The organism is Marinospirillum alkalitolerans (assembly GCF_045055655.1).
Taxonomy (GTDB): domain Bacteria; phylum Pseudomonadota; class Gammaproteobacteria; order Pseudomonadales; family Halomonadaceae; genus Marinospirillum; species Marinospirillum alkalitolerans.
Genome location: NZ_JBANFI010000007.1, coordinates 113,292 through 134,404, shown reverse-complemented (window position 1 = coordinate 134,404; position 21,113 = coordinate 113,292). Strand labels below are relative to the sequence as shown.

Sequence of the window (21,113 nt, the reverse complement as noted above, 5' to 3'; positions counted from 1 at the left end):
AATATCATGATTAATTGGTAGCCTAGCTGGAGAAGCCTCAGTAGGTGCACTGCAAACGCAGCGTCGCTCTCAAGATTTACAAGCAGTGGCGGCTAGCATTCAGAGGCTCATCCAGCGTTTTAAGTATTAACTTTAAGTGCTGGCCTTCGTCTCTCTGCTCCGAGACGAAGGCCAGCACTTATTCTATCAAGCCGAAACCCCACCGTAATGCACGGCATAGGATAACTGGGGCCATTGTTCAAAGAGTGTCATTACAGGGTTTTCACCAACACCTCGAATGCCCCCGGATTACCCAATTCGGGTTTGCACCAGCTTTTCCACACCTTCACTGTTTCTGAGATGAATATCCAGCTGGCGGAAGGCAATTTCAATGCCTTCTTCCTTGAAGCGGGCATCCACATAACGATTGATTTCATCGATGGACGGGTTGCGATCGCTCAGCTCTTTCACATGAATTCTCAGCTCATGATCCAGTGTGCTGTCACCAAAGTTAAGGAACAGTACCTGAGGTTTGGGATCTTCCAGCACTCTGGGATTGGATTGAGCCGCAGCCAGCAAAATCTCACGGGTTTTTTCCAGATCCGAACCATAAGCCACACCCACTCTGACAATCACACGGGTAACGGTATCGGTTAGTGACCAGTTAATCAGCTGACCGGTAATAAAATTCTTGTTAGGAACAATGATGTCTTTACGATCAAAATCAGTAATGGTGGTGGCACGAATACGAATCTGGCGGACTCGCCCGGATAAATTACCGAGGGTGACCACATCACCGATACGTACCGGGCGTTCAAACAACAGAATCAGGCCAGAAACAAAGTTGGCAAAAATCTCCTGCAAACCAAAACCCAGACCCACCGTCAGGGCAGCCACCAACCATTGCAACTTATCCCAGCTGACCCCCAAGGCCGATAACATCATCACAAAACCTATACCGGTAATAGCATAGTTCAGCAAAGTGGTAATGGCATAAGCACTGCCTTGTTGCAGCTGCAGCCGCGACAACACCAGAATCTCCAGCAAACCTGGCAGGTTGGCAGCAAGAAACAGCGCAAAACCCATAATAAAAGCTGCGGCCATAAAGTCGGTCAAACTGATCGGCTGCAAGCTGTCTCCACTGGAATACTGCCAGAGCACCAGGCTGTCGAGATAACGGAAAGCAGTCAACAAATCAGCCCAGACCCACCACAACAAGCCACCAAAACCCAGCAATAACAAAAACCGCGCCAAACGCATGGACTGCTGATGGATCTGTTCCACTTCCAGTCGAGGCAGAGGTTGCACATGAGACAGCTCCTCTCCTGAGGACTCCAACACCAGCAACTGCCTTTCCTGTTCACGTTGATAACGCAGGCGCTCAGTAGCCAGCAGTATCATGCGGTAAACGCTGGTTTCGGTAATAACCCAACCAACTACGAGGTAAAGACTCACCAACAGTCGGCTGGTGAGTTTCAGTCCTGCAAAGTAATAACCCATAGCGGTCATCACCACCAGAGCCAGCGGCATCAGAATCAGCAGACTGGTAACAATCCAGTGCAATAGAAGAGAACCATACAGGGGTGGGGTTTGCCACATTAATCGCGCGAATAGCCAGCAGAGTGCCAAACCACCACATAGCAGAACCAGCACACCCAGCACATCCTCAGGTAAGGACAGTGTCTGCTGCTCAGCCAGTGCCAGAATAAAACTGGCTGGCAACAAAACCCAGGTCAGGTGGCGAACAAAACCCAGCAGGCGCTGGCAGGTGGCTTCCGGCCAGGCAAAGTGAAGCTCTGCAATTCTGGCACCCGTCAGCACCCGGTGCATGAACATCAGCATAAAACCACTCAGTGCCAAGGCCGCCAGCCCTGCTGATGGATTCATCTGATCACTGTCTGGGCTACTTAACAGGCTGGCAGCACTGGATAACAATAAAGGTAAAGGGAGGCACAACAAGGCGGTCAGGAAAAGTGCCAGAGGTGTTAACCAAGGTGGAGGCGGAGTGCAACTGCCATTCAGACCACAGGAGTTTTGTTCGGTCTGAAACCCCTCCATTTGTTGATTAAAAGCAGCCAGCTGACGGTGGATTTTTGGACGCAGCAACCAGAGTACCAATGCCAGTACCAGCAGTGACAGAGTGCGCCAGAGAGTAGAGGCCAGTTGCTCCCTGGTCGGCAGCAGTGTTTCCGGCTGGAAAGACAGCAATTGCTGACTGATATGCCTTGGCAGCAGTTGCAACCATTGCAAATCAACCGGTGGGTTACTGCTGGCCCAAAACAGGCGCTCATCCAGCACTTGATTCAGGCGTTTACTGGTGTTGAACAACCCCTGCTGTTCCTGTTGCAACGCCACCAGCAAATTCAGCAGCTGCTGCAGTTGTTGCTGATCAGCTTCCAGTTGTGGTTCATAACGCTGTTCACGCTGAGCCTGGCGCAACTGTCGGTTGGTTTCAAATTGCTGTAAACGAACCTGAGCAATCACATCCGGCAGGAAAAAGTCATTTTCAATGCGGGGTAATGCCATTCGTTGTTGCTGCAATACACCATAGAGCAGTGGGCTGCCTTGCAAAGCAGCCAACTGCTCATGCAATTCTGCTTCACTGGCAGCCAACTGCTCCCCCTGAAGACGGGTGTCTTGCAAGAGCTGTTCAAACTGCAAAATCGTCTGGGAATAACTCTTCCCGCTACTCAAATCATTCGCCAATAACGGCAAACAGCTGCTTAACAGCAGTAAAAAAGTCAGTTTTCTAAAAAGTTTATACATGGTTTCAAGGCTTAAGGCGCTCCAGAAGTTGCCGGGCTGGCTCTGGTTTGCCATAAAAATAACCTTGATACAGATTACAGTCTACAGAGCCACACCATGATTGTGGCATTCTCCTCTCTCTTCGCGTCTGTCAGTGACTGCCCCCCTAAGCACCACGGGCGAGGCTTCCAACTTCACACAGAAAAAACAAAAAAGGCCTGAATTATCAGGCCTCTAAATAAGATACTTTACACTACCATCTCAGGTGTATTGTTGGGTAGGGCACGTGCGCCTCAGAACAAGGTTGGCCGTTGCCCCCCCACCGAACCGTACGTGCACATTTCTATGCATACGGCTCTCCAACAAGACTTTTCCGGAAAGCGCGTAGATCGGGTAGTGTTCCCTTGTGCAAATCACGGTGGCAGTCAATGCATAGGACCAAAGTCTTTCTGCGTCTTGCCATCATGAACCTTTTCCATGGTTCCGTTCCCTGGGCGATGTCCTTCAGTTTGCGCACATGGTGCACCTCAAGACGGCCAGAGGTTTGGTTGCAGTATTCACAAACACTAGCTTTCAGCCGGTCAAGCAGCTCCGTTCGCCCCAGATATTTATAGAGGTTAGGGAGTTCATCTACCTGATTCGGCCTAGGTGCAGCCCTGTCTTTCAGTTTAAACACCGCTGTTTCGAAGACTTTTTCCCCTCGCCACTCCTTAAGAACATAGGAGCCGTCCCCTCTTTTAAGGCGATCTGCAATTTTGGCCCTACTCGTCTGGTGCTTTGCAGCAAGTGTTTTAAAGAGGCTGTTCATCCAGATCCACTCTACCTTGTTCAGATAGAGCTGCGGCGCGAGGTTGTAGTAGTTCGCAAAGCCTCTGAACTCTGCGTTGTACTGAGCAACAATCTCGGTATCGCTGTGGAATAAGAGAGCCTTCTTCGCTAACGCCTTTCCTGAGTCATAGAAACCGTAACCCTTGAGTTCCACAAACTTCTGCGCTTTTTCCCGAGGAACCCCAAGATGCACGTGCTCGGTGATGGTTCGCTTAGTTCCATGCACTTTGCTTCCATCAGCCTTGTGACTGACAACGCATTTCACCTTCTTGTTTTCACGCCTACACACGATGGAGTAGCCTAAGAAGGTCAGGCCTTGTTTTGGGTCCACAATGCTGGATTTCTCTTGAGAAATTTCCAGCTTTAACTCCGTTTCAACGAAGCGGGTAACGTCTGCCATGATTGCTTTCGCTTCCTGTTTAGTGCCAATGACACCAATCAAGAAGTCGTCCGCGTATCTGACATACCTCAAGCGCTTGAAGCCGGGGTCATCCATCAGCACGCTGTTCATCTTGCCGAGTCTTTCCCCCCATTCCTGAATCTCAAGCCGCCATATAGCGGCCTTTTCTTCAGTTATGTCGCTTCGCTCTTTGAGCCATTTTATCCGATTACTCCGATTACACAGAAGCTTTCGGTATTCAGGGTTGGGCCTTCTCCGACTGCCCGTGCTGAACTCCTTGACCTTACTTACCATAAACTCATCAAGTTCGTGCAGATAAATATTGGCCAAAATTGGAGAGATAATCCCTCCTTGAGGTGTCCCGCTGTGCGTGCCGTAGTATCGCCAATCATCCATGTATCCGGCCTTCAGAAATCTCCGAACTAGGTTCAGAAACTTTCGGTCATCAACTCGTTTGCCCATAAAGTGCAGCAAGCGATCATGGTCGATATTGTCGAAGTACCCTTTGATGTCAACGTCACAGACCCATTTAGTCCCCTTCCAGCTATCCCTTATCTCATTGAGGGCGGTATGGCACGATCGGTTTGGCCGAAAACCAAAGCTCCAATCTGAGAAGATCGGCTCATAGATCTCTTCCAACATCATCCGCATTACTTCTTGGATGAGTTTGTCGTCGCCATTAGGCACCCCTAGAGGTCTGGTCTTGCCTTTTGGGTTCCTCGGATCTTTTGGTATCTCCACTCTGCGGCAAGGGCTTGGTTTGTAAACTCCAGTTCGGATCAAGTAGATCAGATGAGTTACCCGATCTTCCCCGAATCCATCCAGCGTGTTCCCATTTGCTCCTCGGGTCAAAGCCCCTTTATTGGCGTAAATGTTCGCATACGCTTGAGTCCACAAGTCCCTGTTGCTACACATGATCTTGTGCAGCTTCCTTACCTTGGCCCCACTTTTACTCGCTTTACCTATACCACCTAGCGCACTGAGTGTTCGTTGTGATAGCACTGACTATCGAACCTCGCTCTATTGGTATGTTCTTGTCTGACTCCCTTCCCCCTTACGGCTGAACTTTCACTCCCATTACTGGAAACTTATATTCAGTTTTCAGGTCAGGCTGGTTACTGACTGCTAAACCCATTACAGGCTAACATTGGGTACTACGAAGTCTCCGTTGCCATGCAGGCCCATAGTTGAGACCTGTTTAGGCAATCCCGCATTTCTAGGTAGTCAAGGTGCATCCCACTTAGGTTCCACTTACGTCCCCTTAACACTCTCACCGAGCGCGTGTCGCGTGGTTGGTTAGCCGGGTGTTCTAACAATCTCCCCGACTACACGCGAAATGACCTCTCAAGAGTCATAGGTCATTGATATCCCGAAACCCACAAAGGACTATGGTTCAACCAATCAGGCTTAACCGTATGGGACTTGCAATGACGGGCGCAAATTAGACTCTTTCACCGCCACCCGCCTTTTCCTGACATGCTGCACTCCCCTTCCCCTTTCGAGGCTCAGATCCATTACTGGACAAGGATAAGTCAGGTTTGCAATAGGCCTACCAACAGCCTATACTTGCAATACAGCGTATATGCAAGTGCTTGATTTACCTAGCAAAACGGCGCACCTAGAACGGAATATCATCATCAAAGTCATTGAAGTTCTGTCCACCCGCTGGCTGAGCTGCAGGTTGCTGGTGGGCAGGCTGCTGCATGGGTGGTGCCATCGGCTGTGGAGCTGGCGCAGCAGGCTGCTGCATTGGCTGAGGTACAGGTTGGGGCGCATACTGGGGCTGAGCTGCTGGCATGGGGGGCTGCTGGTAACTCGGTTGAGCCGGTGCCGCTTGCGGGGCAGCTTGTGCATAGGGCTGCTGAGCATAGCCTTGCTGGTAGTCCTGCTGAGGTGCTGCCTGACGCCCTGCATTGCCATAGCCACCCTGCTGTTGACCGCCACCATCCCGTCCGTCGAGCATTTGCATTTCATTGGCAACGATTTCAGTGGTGTACTGATCCTGACCTTGCTGGTTCTGCCATTTACGGGTTTGCAGCTTGCCTTCGATATAGACTTTGCTGCCTTTTTTCAGATATTGGCCTGCAATTTCAGCCAAACGATCAAACATCACCACCTTGTGCCATTCTGTTCTTTCCTGACGCTGCCCTGTGGCTTTATCTGTCCATTGATCACTGGTGGCAACACTTAAGTTAGCCACCTGTTTCTGATTTTGGGTGTAACGGATATCCGGATCATTACCCAGATTACCCACCAAAATCACCTTGTTCACTCCACGCGCCATAATCTTCACCTTCTTAATTTAAGTTGTCTTCTTTACTGAATGTCTGTTCAGGTTTAGTTGCCTGCAATCAGGCTGTCAAGCGCCTCTTCGTCCAGCTCTTTGCGATCCAGTTTGAGGTAGCCAGTGGCTTCTTCAAGCATCAGTTCCACCTCAACGACGCCAGGAAGGCCAAGTAGTTTTTCCTTAAATCCTGCTGCATCCTGCACCTGTGCTGGGTGTAAGGAAAAAACACGACTCGAAAGATGCCGAGGTGCTGCAAAACTTAACATCAGCAACCACCAGAGACCAACCAGCAGCGTCGCGCCCCAGAGAAGCAGCTCAGCATCCCAGCGCTGCATCACCCAACCACCGAGCAGGCCACCAAGGAAAGCGCCCAGAAACTGCGAGGTCGAGTAGACGCCCATAGCCGTACCCTTGGCGGCCATCGGCGCTTGTTTACTAATCAGTGAGGGCAAACTGGCTTCAAGCAAATTAAAGCCAATAAAAAACACCCACAAGCCAAACAACAACCAGAAGACCGCGCCAGTGCCCAGCATCGGCAGCGCCAGTGCCAGTAAGCCAATCCCGAGCAGCAGCATGGCCTTCATCTTCTGACCCTTCTCCGCAATGATAATCAGTGGAATCATTGCAAAAAAACCCAGCAGCATCGAACCCAGATAAATCCAGCCATGAAGATACAAATCCCAACCGGCTTGGACCAGCAAACCAGGAACCGCAATAAAAACCGCCGTCAGCAACAGATGCAGCACCAGAATGCTGGCATCCAAACGCAATAGCTGCGGCTGCAAAATCACGCTCTTGATGCGCGCAGGTTGAATCCCGGCATCCAAATGCTTGGTGGATCGCAGCGGGTCAGGAACCCAGCGCCAGACGATCAGCATCCCCACGCCACTGAGCAAGGCTGTCATCCAGAAGAGGCCAGATAAGCCTATGCATGATGCGAGCCAAGGCCCAAGAGCCATCGCGGCAATAAATGCCAAACCAATGCTGATACCCACACTTGCCATCGCCTGAGTGCGTTTTTCATCGCGGGTCAGATCCGCCAGTAGCGCCATCAGCACACTGGCAATCGCGCCCATACCTTGCAAGGCTCGCCCAAGGATCAAACCCAGCATCGAATCCGCTGCCGCCGCGACCAGACTCCCCAGCGCAAAGAGTGCCAAGCCTGCATAGATCAGCGGCTTACGGCCCAGCTTGTCAGAGAGCCAGCCAAAAGGCAGTTGCAGCATGGCCTGCGTCAGGCCATAGATCCCGATGGCGAGACCTATCGCCAGAGGTGTCGCACCGGGGAAGTTTTCCAGCAGCAAGGGCATGACCGGCAAAACCATAAACAGGCCAAGCATTCTTAGGCCATAAAGACCAGCCAGCCCTGTCACGGCACGTAATTCTGTAGTGGTTAAAGCATCACGCGACATGGCGTTTTTATTCCCTGCAGAGATCTGTGATGAGTCGAGCATCAGAGGTGAGATGACAAAATAAGCCGGACATTCTACCGCTTGTACGCGCTGGCAGCCAGCTTAAGTCTTGCTCGCTGGATCAGCCCAGCTTCTTCTCTTGTGAGACAAAACAGACACACCCCTGACTCTGGCTTTATACTATTTGGCTGCATGTCTATCGGGAGAAGCTCAAGTGGCCTTGGATCAAATTCGTGTACGTGGTGCCAGAACGCATAACCTCAAGAATGTCTCGCTCGATCTGCCGCGCGATCAGCTGGTGGTGATCACTGGGCTTTCAGGATCAGGGAAATCTTCCCTTGCTTTCGACACCCTCTATGCTGAAGGCCAGCGGCGTTATGTCGAGTCCCTCTCCGCCTATGCGCGTCAATTTTTATCCATGATGGAAAAGCCCGATGTGGATCATATCGAGGGCCTCTCGCCTGCGATTTCGATTGAGCAAAAATCCACCTCACACAATCCACGCTCCACCGTGGGCACCATCACTGAAATCTATGATTATCTGCGCCTGCTCTATGCGCGCGCGGGGATTCCTCGCTGCCCAGAACATGATGTGCCGCTTGAGGCCAAAACCGTTTCAGAGATGGTCGATCACCTGCTGAACTTCCCCGAAGGCACCAAGGTAATGCTGCTTGCCCCCGTGGTGCAGGATCGCAAAGGTGAGCATCTCAACCTGCTGGCAGATTTAAGGGCGCAAGGATTTATTCGCGCTCGTATTGATGGCGAACTCGTCGAGCTGGACGAAGCCCCTGCGCTGGATAAAAAGCGCAAGCACACGATTGAGGCCGTAGTGGATCGTTTAAAGATCAAGGCCGATCAGCAGCTGCGTCTGGCCGAATCCTTTGAAACCGCGCTGGCACTGGCAGAGGGTATGGCACTCGTTAGCCTGATGGATGATCCAGAGCATGAAGATCTGGTTTTCTCAGCACACCATGCCTGCCCCCACTGCGGTTATGCGGTGACCGAACTCGAACCGCGCGTTTTCTCTTTTAACAATCCTGCTGGGGCCTGCCCAACCTGTGATGGCCTAGGTGTGAAGCAGTTTTTTGATGAAAAGAAGCTGCTGGGTGATCCCAGCTTATCGCTGGCTGAAGGCGTGATTCGTGGCTGGGATCGTCGCCATGCTTACTATTTTGGTCTACTGGAACAGGTGGCCAAACATGCCGGATTTAGCCTGGATACGCCTTGGGGAGAGTTGTCTTCCTCAGTGCAGCAGCTGCTACTGTATGGCAGTGGCCGTGAAGAGATCGACTTCAGCTATATCAGTGATCGCGGGCAGCGCATCCATAAGCAGCATCCTTTTGAAGGCGTGATCCCTAATCTAGAGCGCCGCTATCGAGATACAGATTCCACGCAGCTGCGTGAAGATCTGAGCCGCCTACTCACCACCCAGCCCTGCCCAACCTGTGAAGGCAGCCGCTTGAAGCAATCCTCGCGCTATGTGTTTGTCGGTGAATGGAACCTGCCTCAAGTCGTCAAGCTGCCTCTGGGCGAGGCGTTGAATCTCTTTAGCCAGCTCACTCTACCGGGTCGACGGGGTGAAATTGCGGCGCGCATCCTGCAAGAAATCACCGAACGCCTGAAGTTTTTGGTCAACGTGGGATTGGATTATCTCTCGCTAGAGCGCAGTGCCGAAACCCTCTCCGGTGGTGAGGCGCAGCGGATTCGTCTGGCCAGCCAGATCGGTGCGGGGCTGGTGGGTGTGATGTATATTCTCGACGAGCCATCGATCGGCCTGCATCAGCGTGATAACGAGCGCCTGCTGGAAACCCTGAAGCATCTGCGCGATCTGGGCAATACCGTTCTGGTTGTTGAACATGATGAAGATGCGATCCGTCAGGCAGACTGGTTGATTGATATTGGGCCGGGAGCTGGGGTGCATGGCGGCCAAATTGTCGCCCAGGGTACACCTGAACAAGTAATGCAGGCAGAGGGGTCGATCACCGCCGATTATCTCAGTGGCCGTCGCCAAATCCATCTACCCGCTTTACGCCATGCACCCGATCCTGAACGCCAACTGGTGATTCACGGCGCGCGTGGCAACAACCTGAAAAACCTCGATGTCTCGATTCCGTTGGGCGTGATGACCTGTGTCACTGGTGTCTCCGGCTCAGGCAAGTCCACGCTGATTAACGCGACCCTCTATCCTGTTGCCGCCACCCAGCTCAATGGAGCCACAACGCTGACGGCCGCGGCCCATGACCAGATCACTGGATTAGAGCATCTCGATAAAGTCATCGATATTGATCAAAGCCCGATAGGTCGAACACCGCGTTCGAATCCCGCCACCTATACAGGCATTTTTACGCCCATTCGTGAACTCTTTGCCGGTACCCAAGAGGCCAGATCGCGCGGCTACAAGCCAGGGCGCTTTAGTTTTAACGTCAAGGGTGGTCGCTGCGAGGCCTGCCAAGGCGATGGTTTGATCAAGGTGGAAATGCACTTTCTGGCCGATATTTATGTGCCCTGCGATATCTGTAAGGGCCAGCGCTATAACCGCGAAACACTCGAAGTGCGCTATAAAGGCAAGAATATCCATGAAGTGCTGCAAATGACGATAGAAGAAGCACGCGAATTCTTCACCGCGATTCCTGCAGTGGCACGTCGTCTACAAACGCTGATGGATGTCGGCCTGTCCTATATCCGCCTTGGGCAAAGTGCCACAACCCTTTCTGGAGGTGAGGCGCAGCGTGTGAAACTAGCAAAAGAGCTGGCACGACGCGATACCGGCCAAACCCTGTATATTCTTGATGAACCAACAACCGGACTCCACTTTGAAGATATCCGCCAGCTGCTGACCGTGCTGCATCGCCTACGTGATCACGGCAACACGCTGGTGATTATCGAGCATAATCTGGATGTGATTAAAACCGCTGACTGGATTATTGATATCGGCCCAGAAGGCGGCAAGGGCGGCGGCACACTGGTTGCACAGGGCACGCCAGAGGAAGTCGCAGAAGAAGCCGCTTCTTACACTGGACACTTCTTGAAGCCACTGCTTGGCACAAGCTAAAGGCTCGGTGTTGCGGGGCGGATCACAAACCAGCAGGCACAAAAAAGGCCCTTCACTCTAGAGTGAGGGGCCTTGTGCTGATCCAGACGCTGCAAATTAACTCTGTTGCTGCGCCTTGCTCTGACCACGTGAGGCCAGATCGTCCAGGATTTTATAAATCACTGGCACAAAGACCAGCGCCAAACTACTGGCCGCCAACATCCCGCCAACGGTCGCAAAACCGATTTCCTGACGACTGGCCGCACCGGCACCCGTTGCAAACACCAAGGGCAGAGAGCCGATAATAAAGGTCATGGCCGTCATGATAATCGCGCGGAAACGCTGACGCGCAGCCTTGCTGGCCGCTTCTGTCGAACTCATACCCTGCTTACGGTTCTGCGCCGCAAATTCAACGATCAAGATCGCATTCTTGGCCGCCAAACCGATCAATACCAACAGACCCACCTGAAAGTAGATGTCATTCGGGAAGCCCTTGAATAACGCCGCCAACGCTGCGCCCAACACACCAAAGGGCACCGCAGAAGCCACCGCCAAAGGCAGAGTCCAACGCTCATACTGGGCTGCCAGAATCAGGAACACCATCAGCAAGCCCATAGCAAAGGCCGCTGCACCCGCATTGCCTGCTGCATCCAGCTGGAAGGCCTCACCGATCCATCCCAGATGGATATCGGCTTCGCCAGTAAACTCAGCGATGACCGCTTCTAAGGCTTCTTTTGCCTGACCACTGGTAAAACCAGGAGCTGGATCTGCCATCAACTTGGCCGCTGGGTAGATATTGAAACGGTTGATAATATCCGCCCCTGTCGTGCGCTCCATGGTGACCAGCGAACTCAGAGGGATCAGCTCCCCTGTCGTCGAGCGCACAAAGACGCGACGCAGATCATCCGGCTGACTACGGAAATCACCTTCTGACTGCATATTGACCTGCCACAAGCGTCCCAGATAGGTGAAGTCATTCACATAGAGGGCACCAAAGGTACTCTGCATGGCCTCAAAGATCTGGTTAATCGGTACATCCAACGCCTTGGCCTTTTCGCGGTCAACACTGGCCACATAGCGCGGAATACTGGTATCCAACGTCGTGCGCGCATTCACCAGCTCAGGACGCGCATTGGCCGCCATCGCGATCCGATTCGCCAGCTCAAAGGTTTCTTCTGGCGTGCGATCTTCACGTATCTGCAAGAAGCCCTCAACGCCACCGGTCAAAGACAGCCCTTGAATCGGCGGTGGTGTAAAGGCAAACACATTGGCTTCTTGGATACCAAAGCCGATGCCCATAATCTGGCCTGCAATCGCAGAAGCCTGCTGATCTGGACGCGTACGTTCACTCCAATCAGTCAAGTTAGCAAAGCCGATCATCGCATTCGTACGCAAAGAACCCGCAATAATGTCAAAACCGGCAATACTGGTGAACTCCTGCACATCAGGCAGTTGTAACAAACGCTCAGCCAAGACATCGCTGGTGGCCTCAGTGCGCCCTAAGGCCGAAGAAGGCGGCAACTGCCCGACGACCAGTGCCACCCCCTGATCCTCCGCTGGCACCAGTCCTGAAGGCAGGCGATCCAAGACCAAAACAGTCGCGCCAATAAAGCCCGCAAACAGCAGAACACCCAAGCCCCAGCGGCGCAGCAAGAAGTCGACAAGGGCCACAAAACCATTGGTCAAACCATCAAATAGGCGGTTAAAGAGACGAAAGGGCGCTGCCGGTTCTTTAGGCTGTTTATCGAGCAGCATCGCACACATGGCGGGGGTCAGCGTCAGAGCAACGAGGCCCGAGACCACCACCGATACCGCAATGGTCACCGCAAACTGGCGATACAGCTCACCGGTCATACCATCCAAAAAGGCCACCGGTGCAAAAACCGCCACCAGTACCAGCGTGGAGGAGACCACCGCACCGGCCACCTGCTCCATCGTTTTAATGGCCGCCTCACGCGCCTTCATGCTTTCTTCATGAATCAAGCGCTCGACGTTTTCCATCACGATAATCGCGTTATCCACCACGATCCCGATGGCCAGCACCAGACCAAAGAGCGTCAACAGGTTGACGGAAAAGCCAAAGGCCGTCATCCCGACAAAGGTCCCGATCAATGACACAGGAATCGCCGCCACAGGAATCAGCGTGGCACGCAGGTTTTGCAAAAACAGGAAGGTGACAAAAACCACCAGCACGACAGCAATGATCAGTGTGATCACCACCTCACGAATCGAGAGCTCAACGAACTCGGTGGTGTCATAGGGGATGGTATATTCCATCCCTTCCGGAAAGCGCGTGGCCAGCTGAGCAAAGGTCTCTCTGACCAGCTTGGCTGTATCGACCGCATTCGCACCTGGCTGCAGATAAACCGCCATCGGCACCGCACTTTCGCCATTATAGGTGGCACTGATATCGTAGTTTTGTGAGCCCAGCTCAACGCGAGCCACATCACCTAAACGCAGCGTACCGCCATCTTGATCCGAGCGCAGGATGATCTGTTCAAAGGCTTCTGCTGAATCCAGCTGGCCGGGCGTGGTCACGGTAAAGGTAAAAGCCTGATCTTCTGGAGAAGGCTCCGCCCCTATGCGTCCGGCGGCAAACTGCGCATTCTGCTCACGCAAGGCAGCGGCAATATCGCTGGGGGTGAGATCAAACTGGGCCAGCAGATCAGGACGCAGCCAGATCCGCATCGAGTAGTTTTGCGCACCAAACAGGCTCGCCTCACCCACACCGGGTAAGCGCACCAGCTCATCGAGGACATTCAGCAGCGCATAGTTACTGGTATAGAGGGAGTCATACACCCCACCAGGTGATGTTAAGACCGCCACCAGCAGAATATTGGTTGAGCGCGCCTGAACGGATACCCCCAGATCCCGCACCCGCTGCGGCAAACGCGGCAGAGCGCGCTGAACACGGTTGTTGACGTTAATGGCGGCCTGATCTGGATCGGTCCCCATTTCAAAAGTCACGGTGATGGTCAAGCTGCCTGAGTCGGTGCTGCTCGATTGCATATAGAGCATATTCTCAACACCGTTGATCTCCTGCTCTAAAGGGGCCGCGACGGCTTCGGCAATCACCTGCGCGCTGGCACCAGGAAAGCTGGCATTGACGACGATTTCAGGCGGCACCACATTGGGGTACTGCTCGACAGGCAGAGTGCGTAAAGAGGCCAAGCCAGCAATCACGATAATGATCGAGATCACCGAGGCAAAAATGGGCCGATCAATAAAAAAACGTAGCATACCGCTATTCTCCGTTTTGTACGGCCACTGGCGCACCGGGACGCAATGCGACATGACCATTCACGACGAGGCGGTCCCCTGCTTCCAGACCACGCAGAATCACCTGACGCCCGTCCACCACTGGGCCAAGCTCCACCACGCGCACCTGAGCCAGCTGCTCATCATCGATAACAAAGACCTGTGAACCTGAGCGGGTATCAGCGACGGCACTCGGTGGAATCAGGAACACGTTATCCAGATGCTGCAGGACCAGCTGAATACGCACAAACTGGCCAGGCACCAGCTGATGATCCCCATTCGGGAAGACTGCCCGTGCGGTGACCGTGCCGGTGCGCGGATCAATGCTGCTATTGGTGAAATCCACCGCACCACTTTGCTCATAGACCTGACCACCAGGCAGCATCAAACGCGCATGATAGCTATGATTGCGCTCTTCACCTGTCATCGCCGAACGCGCCAGCTGGCGTGCAGCGGCGTCTGTTTCTGGCAGGGCAAAGTGGACATGCGCTGGATGGTTTTGGGTGATGGTGGTCAGCAAGGCGCCCTGCTGAATCAAGCTGCCTTCGGGCACACTTTCCATACCCGTGACACCGGAAATGGGGGCGGCCACATGGGTATAACGCAGATTCAGCTGCGCATCGGCCACCGCAGCCTGAGCCACGGTGACCTGAGCCTGAGCCAGCTCACGCGCGGTTTGGGCTTGATCTCGTTCACGCTCACTGACGGCGTTACGAGCGAACAAGTCAGAAATACGCCGCCATTCACGGTTGGCACTTTCCAGATTAGCCTGCGCGTTGCTGAGTTCGGCCTGCTGGCGACGCAGCGCAATTTCATAAGGCTCAGAATCGATACGGAACAGGGCCTCGCCTTCTTCTACCATCTGGCCTTCGACATAGAGACGCTCTTCCAGGATGCCGCCCGCACGCGCACGCACTTCGACTTCACGAGAACCGCGCACTCGCCCTGCATATTCCACTTTGACATCCACGCTGGTCGGCGTGACACGCTCCACCGTCACGGCAGAAGGAGGAAACTGAAAACCTGCCGCTGGTTTTTCATCACCACAGGCAGTTAAGAAAGGAATCACCAAGGCTAAGAGCGCAAGGCGGCCCCCTAAGGATAAGCGGTGCACAGACATCATGAATTCTTCTCCGGCAAGATAGAGAGGCAAGACGATTAAATCAGCTCAGCAGCTTAGACTGATGAGTCTAAACAGTCAAGAAATCTCATCTATCCAGCACAGAGAAGAAGACAGCGAGTCAGGCGGGCGGCCTAGATGGAAGGCTGGCAGAGGCTCACACAGCTGGCGGGCAGATCCGCATCCAGATAGGCCATACCCAGCTGCTGCAAATAATCCTCGCGAGCGGCCTTGGCAAGATCTATTTCTGGCGGATTCAATCCTAAACGCTGATAGATCGATGCCAAATAAGCCAGATAGGCCTCGCCTTCGTCTAATAGCAACAGACTGGCCGCGCCAACATCTGGTCTGACCTGCTGTGCCACATCGGCGGGCAGCGTGAGCGCGAGGACCACCGGCGTTTCTTCACCGGCAAAGCGCACTCCACGCCGCCGCACTGTCTGGCAGGCCCAGTAGTAGGCCAGCTCTTGGCTGGGGGTCAGAAATACCGGCTCGACAGCTGGCTGGTACTGATCCCCTATGGTCGCCAGTGTTTTCTGTTCCAGCGCGGCCAGTGCCTGATCACCCGAGCGCTTCAGACCCTGCTCTAGAATCGCAGGGACCAAAGCAGAAGAAGTCCCGTGGTACCAAATTTGGCTCGTGGTGAAGCCTTGCTCAGTCAGGATATCTTGTGCATCTTGCAAAAAAACAGGCGTCTCAATCATCGCTTTCATCACTTTTTATCAAGGTGGATTCAACACGGGTTACGCATTCCAAGGGCATGGATTCTAACGCAAAAAGGCGACACCCAAACGGCGTCGCCTTTTTTAATTCAGCGGCTGATCTACAGCAAGGCAGATCAGCCTATCGACTCAAGGAGCTTAGCTGAACTGGTTAGAGGTGTTTTTCGCACCACCAGCTTTCAGCGCCGCTTCACCAGCGTAGTATTCCTTGTGGTCGTCACCGATGTCAGAACCAGACATGTTCTGGTGCTTCACACAAGCGATACCCTGACGGATTTCCTTACGCTGTACACCTTCAACATAACCCAGCATACCGGCATCACCGAAGTACTCTTTGGCCAGGTTGTCAACAGACAGGGCCGTGGTGTGGTAGGTCGGCAGCGTGATCAGGTGATGGAACACGTTGGCTTCACGTGAGCAATCCGCCTGGAAGGTACGAACACGTGCGTCGGCTTCAGCAGACAGTTCAGAATCGTCATACTTGGCGTTCATCAGATCAGCACGGTCATAGGCAGAGACGTCTTTACCTTGCTCAACCCAAGCGTCAAATACTTGCTGACGGAAGTTCAGTGTCCAGTTGAAAGAAGGCGAGTTGTTGTACACCAGCTTGGCATCTGGGTGGACTTTACGCACTTCGTTCATCATGTCACGGATTTCGTGAACAGTCGGTACAGCGGTTTCGATCCACAGCAGGTCAGCACCGGCATTGATGGCTTCAACACAGTCGAAGACACAACGCTCGTGACCCGTGCCTTCACGGAACTGGTACAGGCCAGAAGCCAAACGCTTAGGACGCACCAGCTTACCATCACGGCTGATCAGAACGTCACCTGGGTTGGTGTCTTCTGGAGCCACAACTTCAACATCCAGGTAAGAGTTGTAGATGTCGCCTTGATCGCCTGGCTCACGCACAACCGCGATTTCTTTGGTCAGACCAGCACCTTCAGAGTCAGTACGAGCCACGATGACACCATCATCAACACCCAGTTCCAGGAAAGCATAACGCAGAGCGCGCAGCTTAGCGTGGAAGTCGGCATGAGGCACGGTCACTTTACCGTCCTGGTGGCCACACTGCTTCTCGTCAGCCACTTGGTTTTCGATCTGCAGGCAGCAAGCACCGGCTTCGATCATTTTCTTGGCCAGCAGGTAGGTGGCTTCCGCGTTACCAAAACCAGCATCGATGTCGGCAATGATCGGTACAACGTGCGTCTGGTGGTTGTCGATCTGCTTTTGCACTTCGGCTTCTTTGGCTTTGTCGCCAGCTTCACGCGCTTTATCCAGCTCGCGGAACAAGCCGCCCAGTTCACGTGCATCCGCTTGACGCAGGAACTTGTAGAGCTCTTCAACCAGATCAGCCACAACGGTTTTTTCGTGCATCGACTGGTCAGGCAGAGGACCGAACTCAGAACGCAGGGCAGCAACCATCCAGCCTGACAGATAGAGGTACTTACGCTCAGTGGTACCAAAGTGCTTTTTAATCGAAATCAGTTTTTGCTGACCGACAAAACCATGCCAGCAACCCAGAGATTGGGTGTACTTGGTTTTATCCTTGTCGAATTCAGCCATGTCACGACGCATGATGCCTGCAGTGTACTTGGCAATGTCCAGGCCAGTCTTGAATTTGTTCTGCGCACGCATACGTGCAACATATTCAGGATTGATCGCATCCCAGGCAGAGCCATTGGCTTTTTTCAGTTGTGCGACTGCATCGATATCTTGTTGATAAGTTGACATGCTTTTTCCTCTACAGAGTGTGCCTGTTAGGGTTGTACCTTCAATCCCCATTTTGCGATGAGCATCTCCGGTCTCTTTTCTGCCTGCCTTGGTCGACACCTTGGCGGGACTTTTCCTGCGACGATCTGGATTGCAATCCACTCTTGTTGAGCTGATGAATTCCAATCCAGCGCTTTAAACGGGCGTTTGTTATTCGCTATGGGCTCACTATGCACCAAGCCGCCAGCCCTTTGCAAACGCGACTTTGGGCTATACAAGTCGTTGTAAAGAAACTACAAGCGCCCTTTTGTAGTTTGACTACCGCCTGTGACAAATTTAATTGCTGCAGCGCATAAATGGTGTAGTTTTGCTTCCTCAAAAAACCCATTCAGCAAGCTCAGCTGCAAGAAAAAAAGCAAGATTGTTGACAATAAAGATCCGTCACAGGCAGAGAGAAGGCCAGCCCTTAAGACTGAATAAGTGATAAGGGGCGGAGAAGAGGTCCGTTAGAGAAAAGAAAAACCTGCGCGATGTGTCGACAATGATCAGAAGTGGGTCAGCCTTGACATAATCCACTCTAAAAATGAATTCAATTCATGACAATCAAGAATTAGAGTGAAAATAATTCACCTCAAAAATCGGCAGTTGAGGGTGCTTCCATCATCCACGGGGCAGGGTGGGCAATGGCATACTGCTGCAACCGCTGGGTGATCTCCTCTGCCAGCTCAGGGCGGCAGAAGAGATAGCCTTGAAAGGCATCGCAGGCATAGCGCGCTAGAAAATCCTGCTGCTCACGGGTTTCGACACCTTCCGCGATCACCTGCAAATTCAGCGCCTTGCCCATCGCAATAATGGTGCGCACGATGGTGGCATCATCCTCATGCTGTAGATCACGCACAAAGGATTGATCGATTTTAAGCTGATCTAGGGGCAGACGCTTTAAGTACTGGAGCGAGGAATAACCCGTCCCAAAATCATCCATCGAGAAGGCCAGCCCAAGAGCTTTAATGTGATGCATCTTCTCGATGGTTTCCTCGACCTGGGTCAGCACCATGCTTTCTGTCAGCTCAAGTTTCAGCAAGTGCCTCGGCGCTTGTGTCTGCTGAAGAATATTCAGCACCTGCGCAACAAAATCCGCTTGCGCAAACTGCTTCGCGCTCACATTCACCGCCAACGTAAGATGATCCGTTGCAGGGTGGGCCTGCCAGCGCACCAGCTGCTCGCAGGCGGTGCGCAGAACCTGATAACCAATCGGGATAATCAACCCACTTTCTTCGGCCAGAGGGATGAAATCAGCCGGTGAAATCAAGCCCTGCTGAGGGTGCTGCCAACGTAGCAGCGCTTCGGCACCAAAGGGACGACCTTCAATATCCACCTGCAGCTGATAGACCAAAAACAGCTGCTGAGTCTCGACGGCCAAACGCAAGTCTCTTTCGAGCTGGTTGCGCGCCTCTAATGCCGATTGGATCTCAGGATCATAAAAGCACCATTGGTTACGGCCGCGCTGTTTGGCCAAGTACATGGCCGAATCAGCAAAGCGCAGTAGGTCATCTGCTGAATGCTCGCGGCCATCGAATAAAACAATGCCCATACTGGCCGTAATCTGATAGCTGCTTTCGCTTAGCACATAAGGTTGTGCCAGCAGGGCCAACAGGTCTTCTGCAAAGTCCTCAGCCAGATTGGCAGCTCGCTGCGGCTGCTCTGCCAAGGCATCCAGCAGGATGGCAAACTCATCGCCACCGAGGCGGCCAATCAAGGGGCTGGCCTCGACCAAGGAGCACAGACGCTGCGCCACTTCCAGCAGCAGTTGATCACCGAGCGGATGGCCTTCAGACTCATTAATGCTTTTAAAATGATCGAGATCGAAAATCAGCAGCGCGCCCCACTGGTGCACCTGACGACTGCTTTGTACGGAGTGGCGTAAATGTTCGGCCATTAAACGCCGATTGGGTAGCTGGGTCAGGCTGTCATAATAGGCCAGATGGTGCACCTGCTCCTGCGCCAAACGCTTTTCTCGCTCTGCATCTCTGAGTCTCAGCAGGGCCTGCGCCATCGCACCAAATTCATTCTGACACTGCTGCTCGATCTGCTGCATGGCCTCCAGTGAGGGCACGCCCTGCTGCTGGCTGTGTGCCAAGCTGAGCAGGGCTTCGGTAATCGCGCGCAAACGCCGGGTCATACGCAGGGCCAGGAGCAGCGCCAACCCCATCATCACCACAAAACTCAGTAAGGCCAGCCAAGCCAGACGATCAAGATAGGTGTGCACCTGGCGATAAGCCCCCTGCTGCTGCTCCAGCGTCCGTGCCGAGAGCAGCTGCTGAATACGTTGGGCATAGTTGGAGAAGTAAATGAATTGATCCTGCGCGGCGCTGACATAATGCTGCGCCCGTGATGGGTCAACCGTGACGATGTCCGTGGCCATCACCACAAAGCGGCGATAATCCTGAAAGGCTTCACGCAGCAGACCGCTGCTCCCATGATTAACCGCTCGGATTAAGGCCGAGCTGGCCAAGGCATCCACCTGCTGATTGAGCTGCGCCAGATTTTCGCTGATATCACTATGCTGAAAATAAAGCTCTAGCTCACTGATTTGACTGTACTGAGCCTGATTCAAGGCTTCCATGACCTGAGCATGCACCAAAGCAGCCGAACGAGTGAAATCAGCCGCGAGGGTCAGGGTCGATAAATCCTGCTCTTGTGCGCGGCGTGTAACTTCCGCCTGATGTTTAATCGAATAGATGGCGATGCCGCCCCACAAGCCAGTTAAGACCAGCACCAGTAAAATAGGTAGAAGTAACGCAAACTCTAAACTCCAGCCGGATCGGGCCGCAGCGAAGATAGCCTTGATCGATCGCATCCCTGTTACGGAGCGCTCAAAGGCTCCGCCTCCTGTTCTTGTTGTTGTTCGGCTCGAGCACGGCTTGCCCAACCCAGCACGGGTGGCCATTGTTCTGGCCGGATACTGGCATGATACACCCAGGCATCAACCTGCGGCTCCAGAATCACCAAGGTGCCTTCTGGTGGAAAGTAATGCAACGTCTCTGCCAGATTAGGGCCATGCGCCACAATAAAGCGGTTCTCGCCAGCAGGCACTGGCTGTTGCATCAACTCAGCAGTGCGGGCTATGACAGGTGCCTTCTCGGCACGGCTCATGCCAGCCGTGTACATCAGCAGCGGATCGATCACCCAGCCTGTCTGACCAAAGATGGCACGCGCACTGTCTTGTGTACGACAGAAGGGGCTGACATAAATCTCACCCACAGGCCAGCCCGTTTGGCGTAGATGGTCGCCGATTTGCATCATCTGCTGATGGCCTGCTTCACTGAGGGGGCGCTGGGATGCGCAATGCTGAAGGTCAACCGGCACTCGATCAGGCTGGCTGGCATCGGTCAGCCCATGACGCAAAAAAAGAACAAAACCGCCTTGCTGCAAACGATCGAATAAGACCACATCCATCTGGCGTTCTTCAAAGGGCGCAGGACGCGCAGCAGCCAGCTCGCCGACCCAAAAGACAAGACAGAAGACAGTGGCGTGCCAACTCATAGATAAACCGTGCTTGATGGTCACTCAGCTGCCTCCTTCAAGGTAATAGGCAGCATAGTAGCAAAAAGCCAAAGC

12 protein-coding genes are annotated in these 21,113 nt (G+C 53.3%); 2 read left to right on the top strand and 10 right to left on the bottom strand.

Annotated features, from left to right (window positions below; all coding sequences use genetic code 11):
* Nucleotides 1-288: 288 nt before the first annotated feature.
* Nucleotides 289-2,799, bottom strand: coding sequence for a mechanosensitive ion channel domain-containing protein (locus tag V6U78_RS11540; protein ID WP_405340922.1), 2,511 nt, complete (start codon nucleotides 2,797-2,799; stop codon nucleotides 289-291).
* Nucleotides 2,800-3,067: 268 nt separating this feature from the next.
* Nucleotides 3,068-4,693 carry a reverse transcriptase/maturase family protein gene (locus V6U78_RS11535; protein ID WP_405340919.1) on the bottom strand — a complete coding sequence of 542 codons (1,626 nt, stop codon included), beginning with the start codon at nucleotides 4,691-4,693 and terminating at the stop codon, nucleotides 3,068-3,070.
* A 51-nt stretch (nucleotides 4,694-4,744) separates the two neighbouring features.
* Here V6U78_RS11535 and V6U78_RS11530 point away from each other — a divergent pair, with 51 nt between their 5' ends.
* Nucleotides 4,745-4,927, top strand: coding sequence for a hypothetical protein (locus tag V6U78_RS11530; protein ID WP_405340916.1), 183 nt, complete (start codon nucleotides 4,745-4,747; stop codon nucleotides 4,925-4,927).
* 643 nt (nucleotides 4,928-5,570) lie between these two features.
* On the opposite strand, the gene ssb is transcribed toward V6U78_RS11530, so the two are convergent.
* Both ssb and V6U78_RS11520 read right to left on the bottom strand, forming a co-directional pair.
* Nucleotides 5,571-6,236, bottom strand: coding sequence for a single-stranded DNA-binding protein (gene ssb, locus V6U78_RS11525; RefSeq protein ID WP_405340913.1), 666 nt, complete (start codon nucleotides 6,234-6,236; stop codon nucleotides 5,571-5,573).
* Nucleotides 6,237-6,289: 53 nt separating this feature from the next.
* Nucleotides 6,290-7,651 carry an MFS transporter gene (locus V6U78_RS11520; protein ID WP_405340910.1) on the bottom strand — a complete coding sequence of 454 codons (1,362 nt, stop codon included), beginning with the start codon at nucleotides 7,649-7,651 and terminating at the stop codon, nucleotides 6,290-6,292.
* Nucleotides 7,652-7,871: 220 nt separating this feature from the next.
* Here V6U78_RS11520 and uvrA point away from each other — a divergent pair, with 220 nt between their 5' ends.
* Nucleotides 7,872-10,703 (top strand): excinuclease ABC subunit UvrA, encoded by a 2,832-nt coding sequence (gene uvrA, locus V6U78_RS11515; protein ID WP_405340934.1) that lies wholly within the window; start codon nucleotides 7,872-7,874, stop codon nucleotides 10,701-10,703.
* Nucleotides 10,704-10,799: 96 nt separating this feature from the next.
* Here uvrA and V6U78_RS11510 read toward each other — a convergent pair whose 3' ends face one another.
* From V6U78_RS11510 to V6U78_RS11485, 6 genes are all read right to left on the bottom strand, one after another.
* A complete protein-coding gene (locus V6U78_RS11510) occupies nucleotides 10,800-13,922 on the bottom strand; it encodes an efflux RND transporter permease subunit (protein WP_405340907.1) in 3,123 nt (1,040 codons plus the stop codon).
* 4 nt (nucleotides 13,923-13,926) lie between these two features.
* Nucleotides 13,927-15,063: an efflux RND transporter periplasmic adaptor subunit gene (locus V6U78_RS11505; protein ID WP_405340904.1), complete on the bottom strand. Its 1,137-nt coding sequence runs from the start codon at nucleotides 15,061-15,063 to the stop codon at nucleotides 13,927-13,929.
* A gap of 131 nt (nucleotides 15,064-15,194) precedes the next feature.
* Nucleotides 15,195-15,773, bottom strand: coding sequence for an RNA 2'-phosphotransferase family protein (locus V6U78_RS11500; protein WP_405340901.1), 579 nt, complete (start codon nucleotides 15,771-15,773; stop codon nucleotides 15,195-15,197).
* A gap of 147 nt (nucleotides 15,774-15,920) precedes the next feature.
* A complete protein-coding gene (locus V6U78_RS11495) occupies nucleotides 15,921-17,516 on the bottom strand; it encodes an isocitrate lyase (RefSeq protein ID WP_405340898.1) in 1,596 nt (531 codons plus the stop codon).
* A gap of 610 nt (nucleotides 17,517-18,126) precedes the next feature.
* Nucleotides 18,127-20,352 carry a putative bifunctional diguanylate cyclase/phosphodiesterase gene (locus V6U78_RS11490; RefSeq protein ID WP_405340895.1) on the bottom strand — a complete coding sequence of 742 codons (2,226 nt, stop codon included), beginning with the start codon at nucleotides 20,350-20,352 and terminating at the stop codon, nucleotides 18,127-18,129.
* Nucleotides 20,353-20,357: 5 nt separating this feature from the next.
* Complete coding sequence (locus V6U78_RS11485; RefSeq protein ID WP_405340892.1) at nucleotides 20,358-21,062, bottom strand: histidine phosphatase family protein; 705 nt, start codon at nucleotides 21,060-21,062, stop codon at nucleotides 20,358-20,360.
* Nucleotides 21,063-21,113 lie beyond the last annotated feature (51 nt).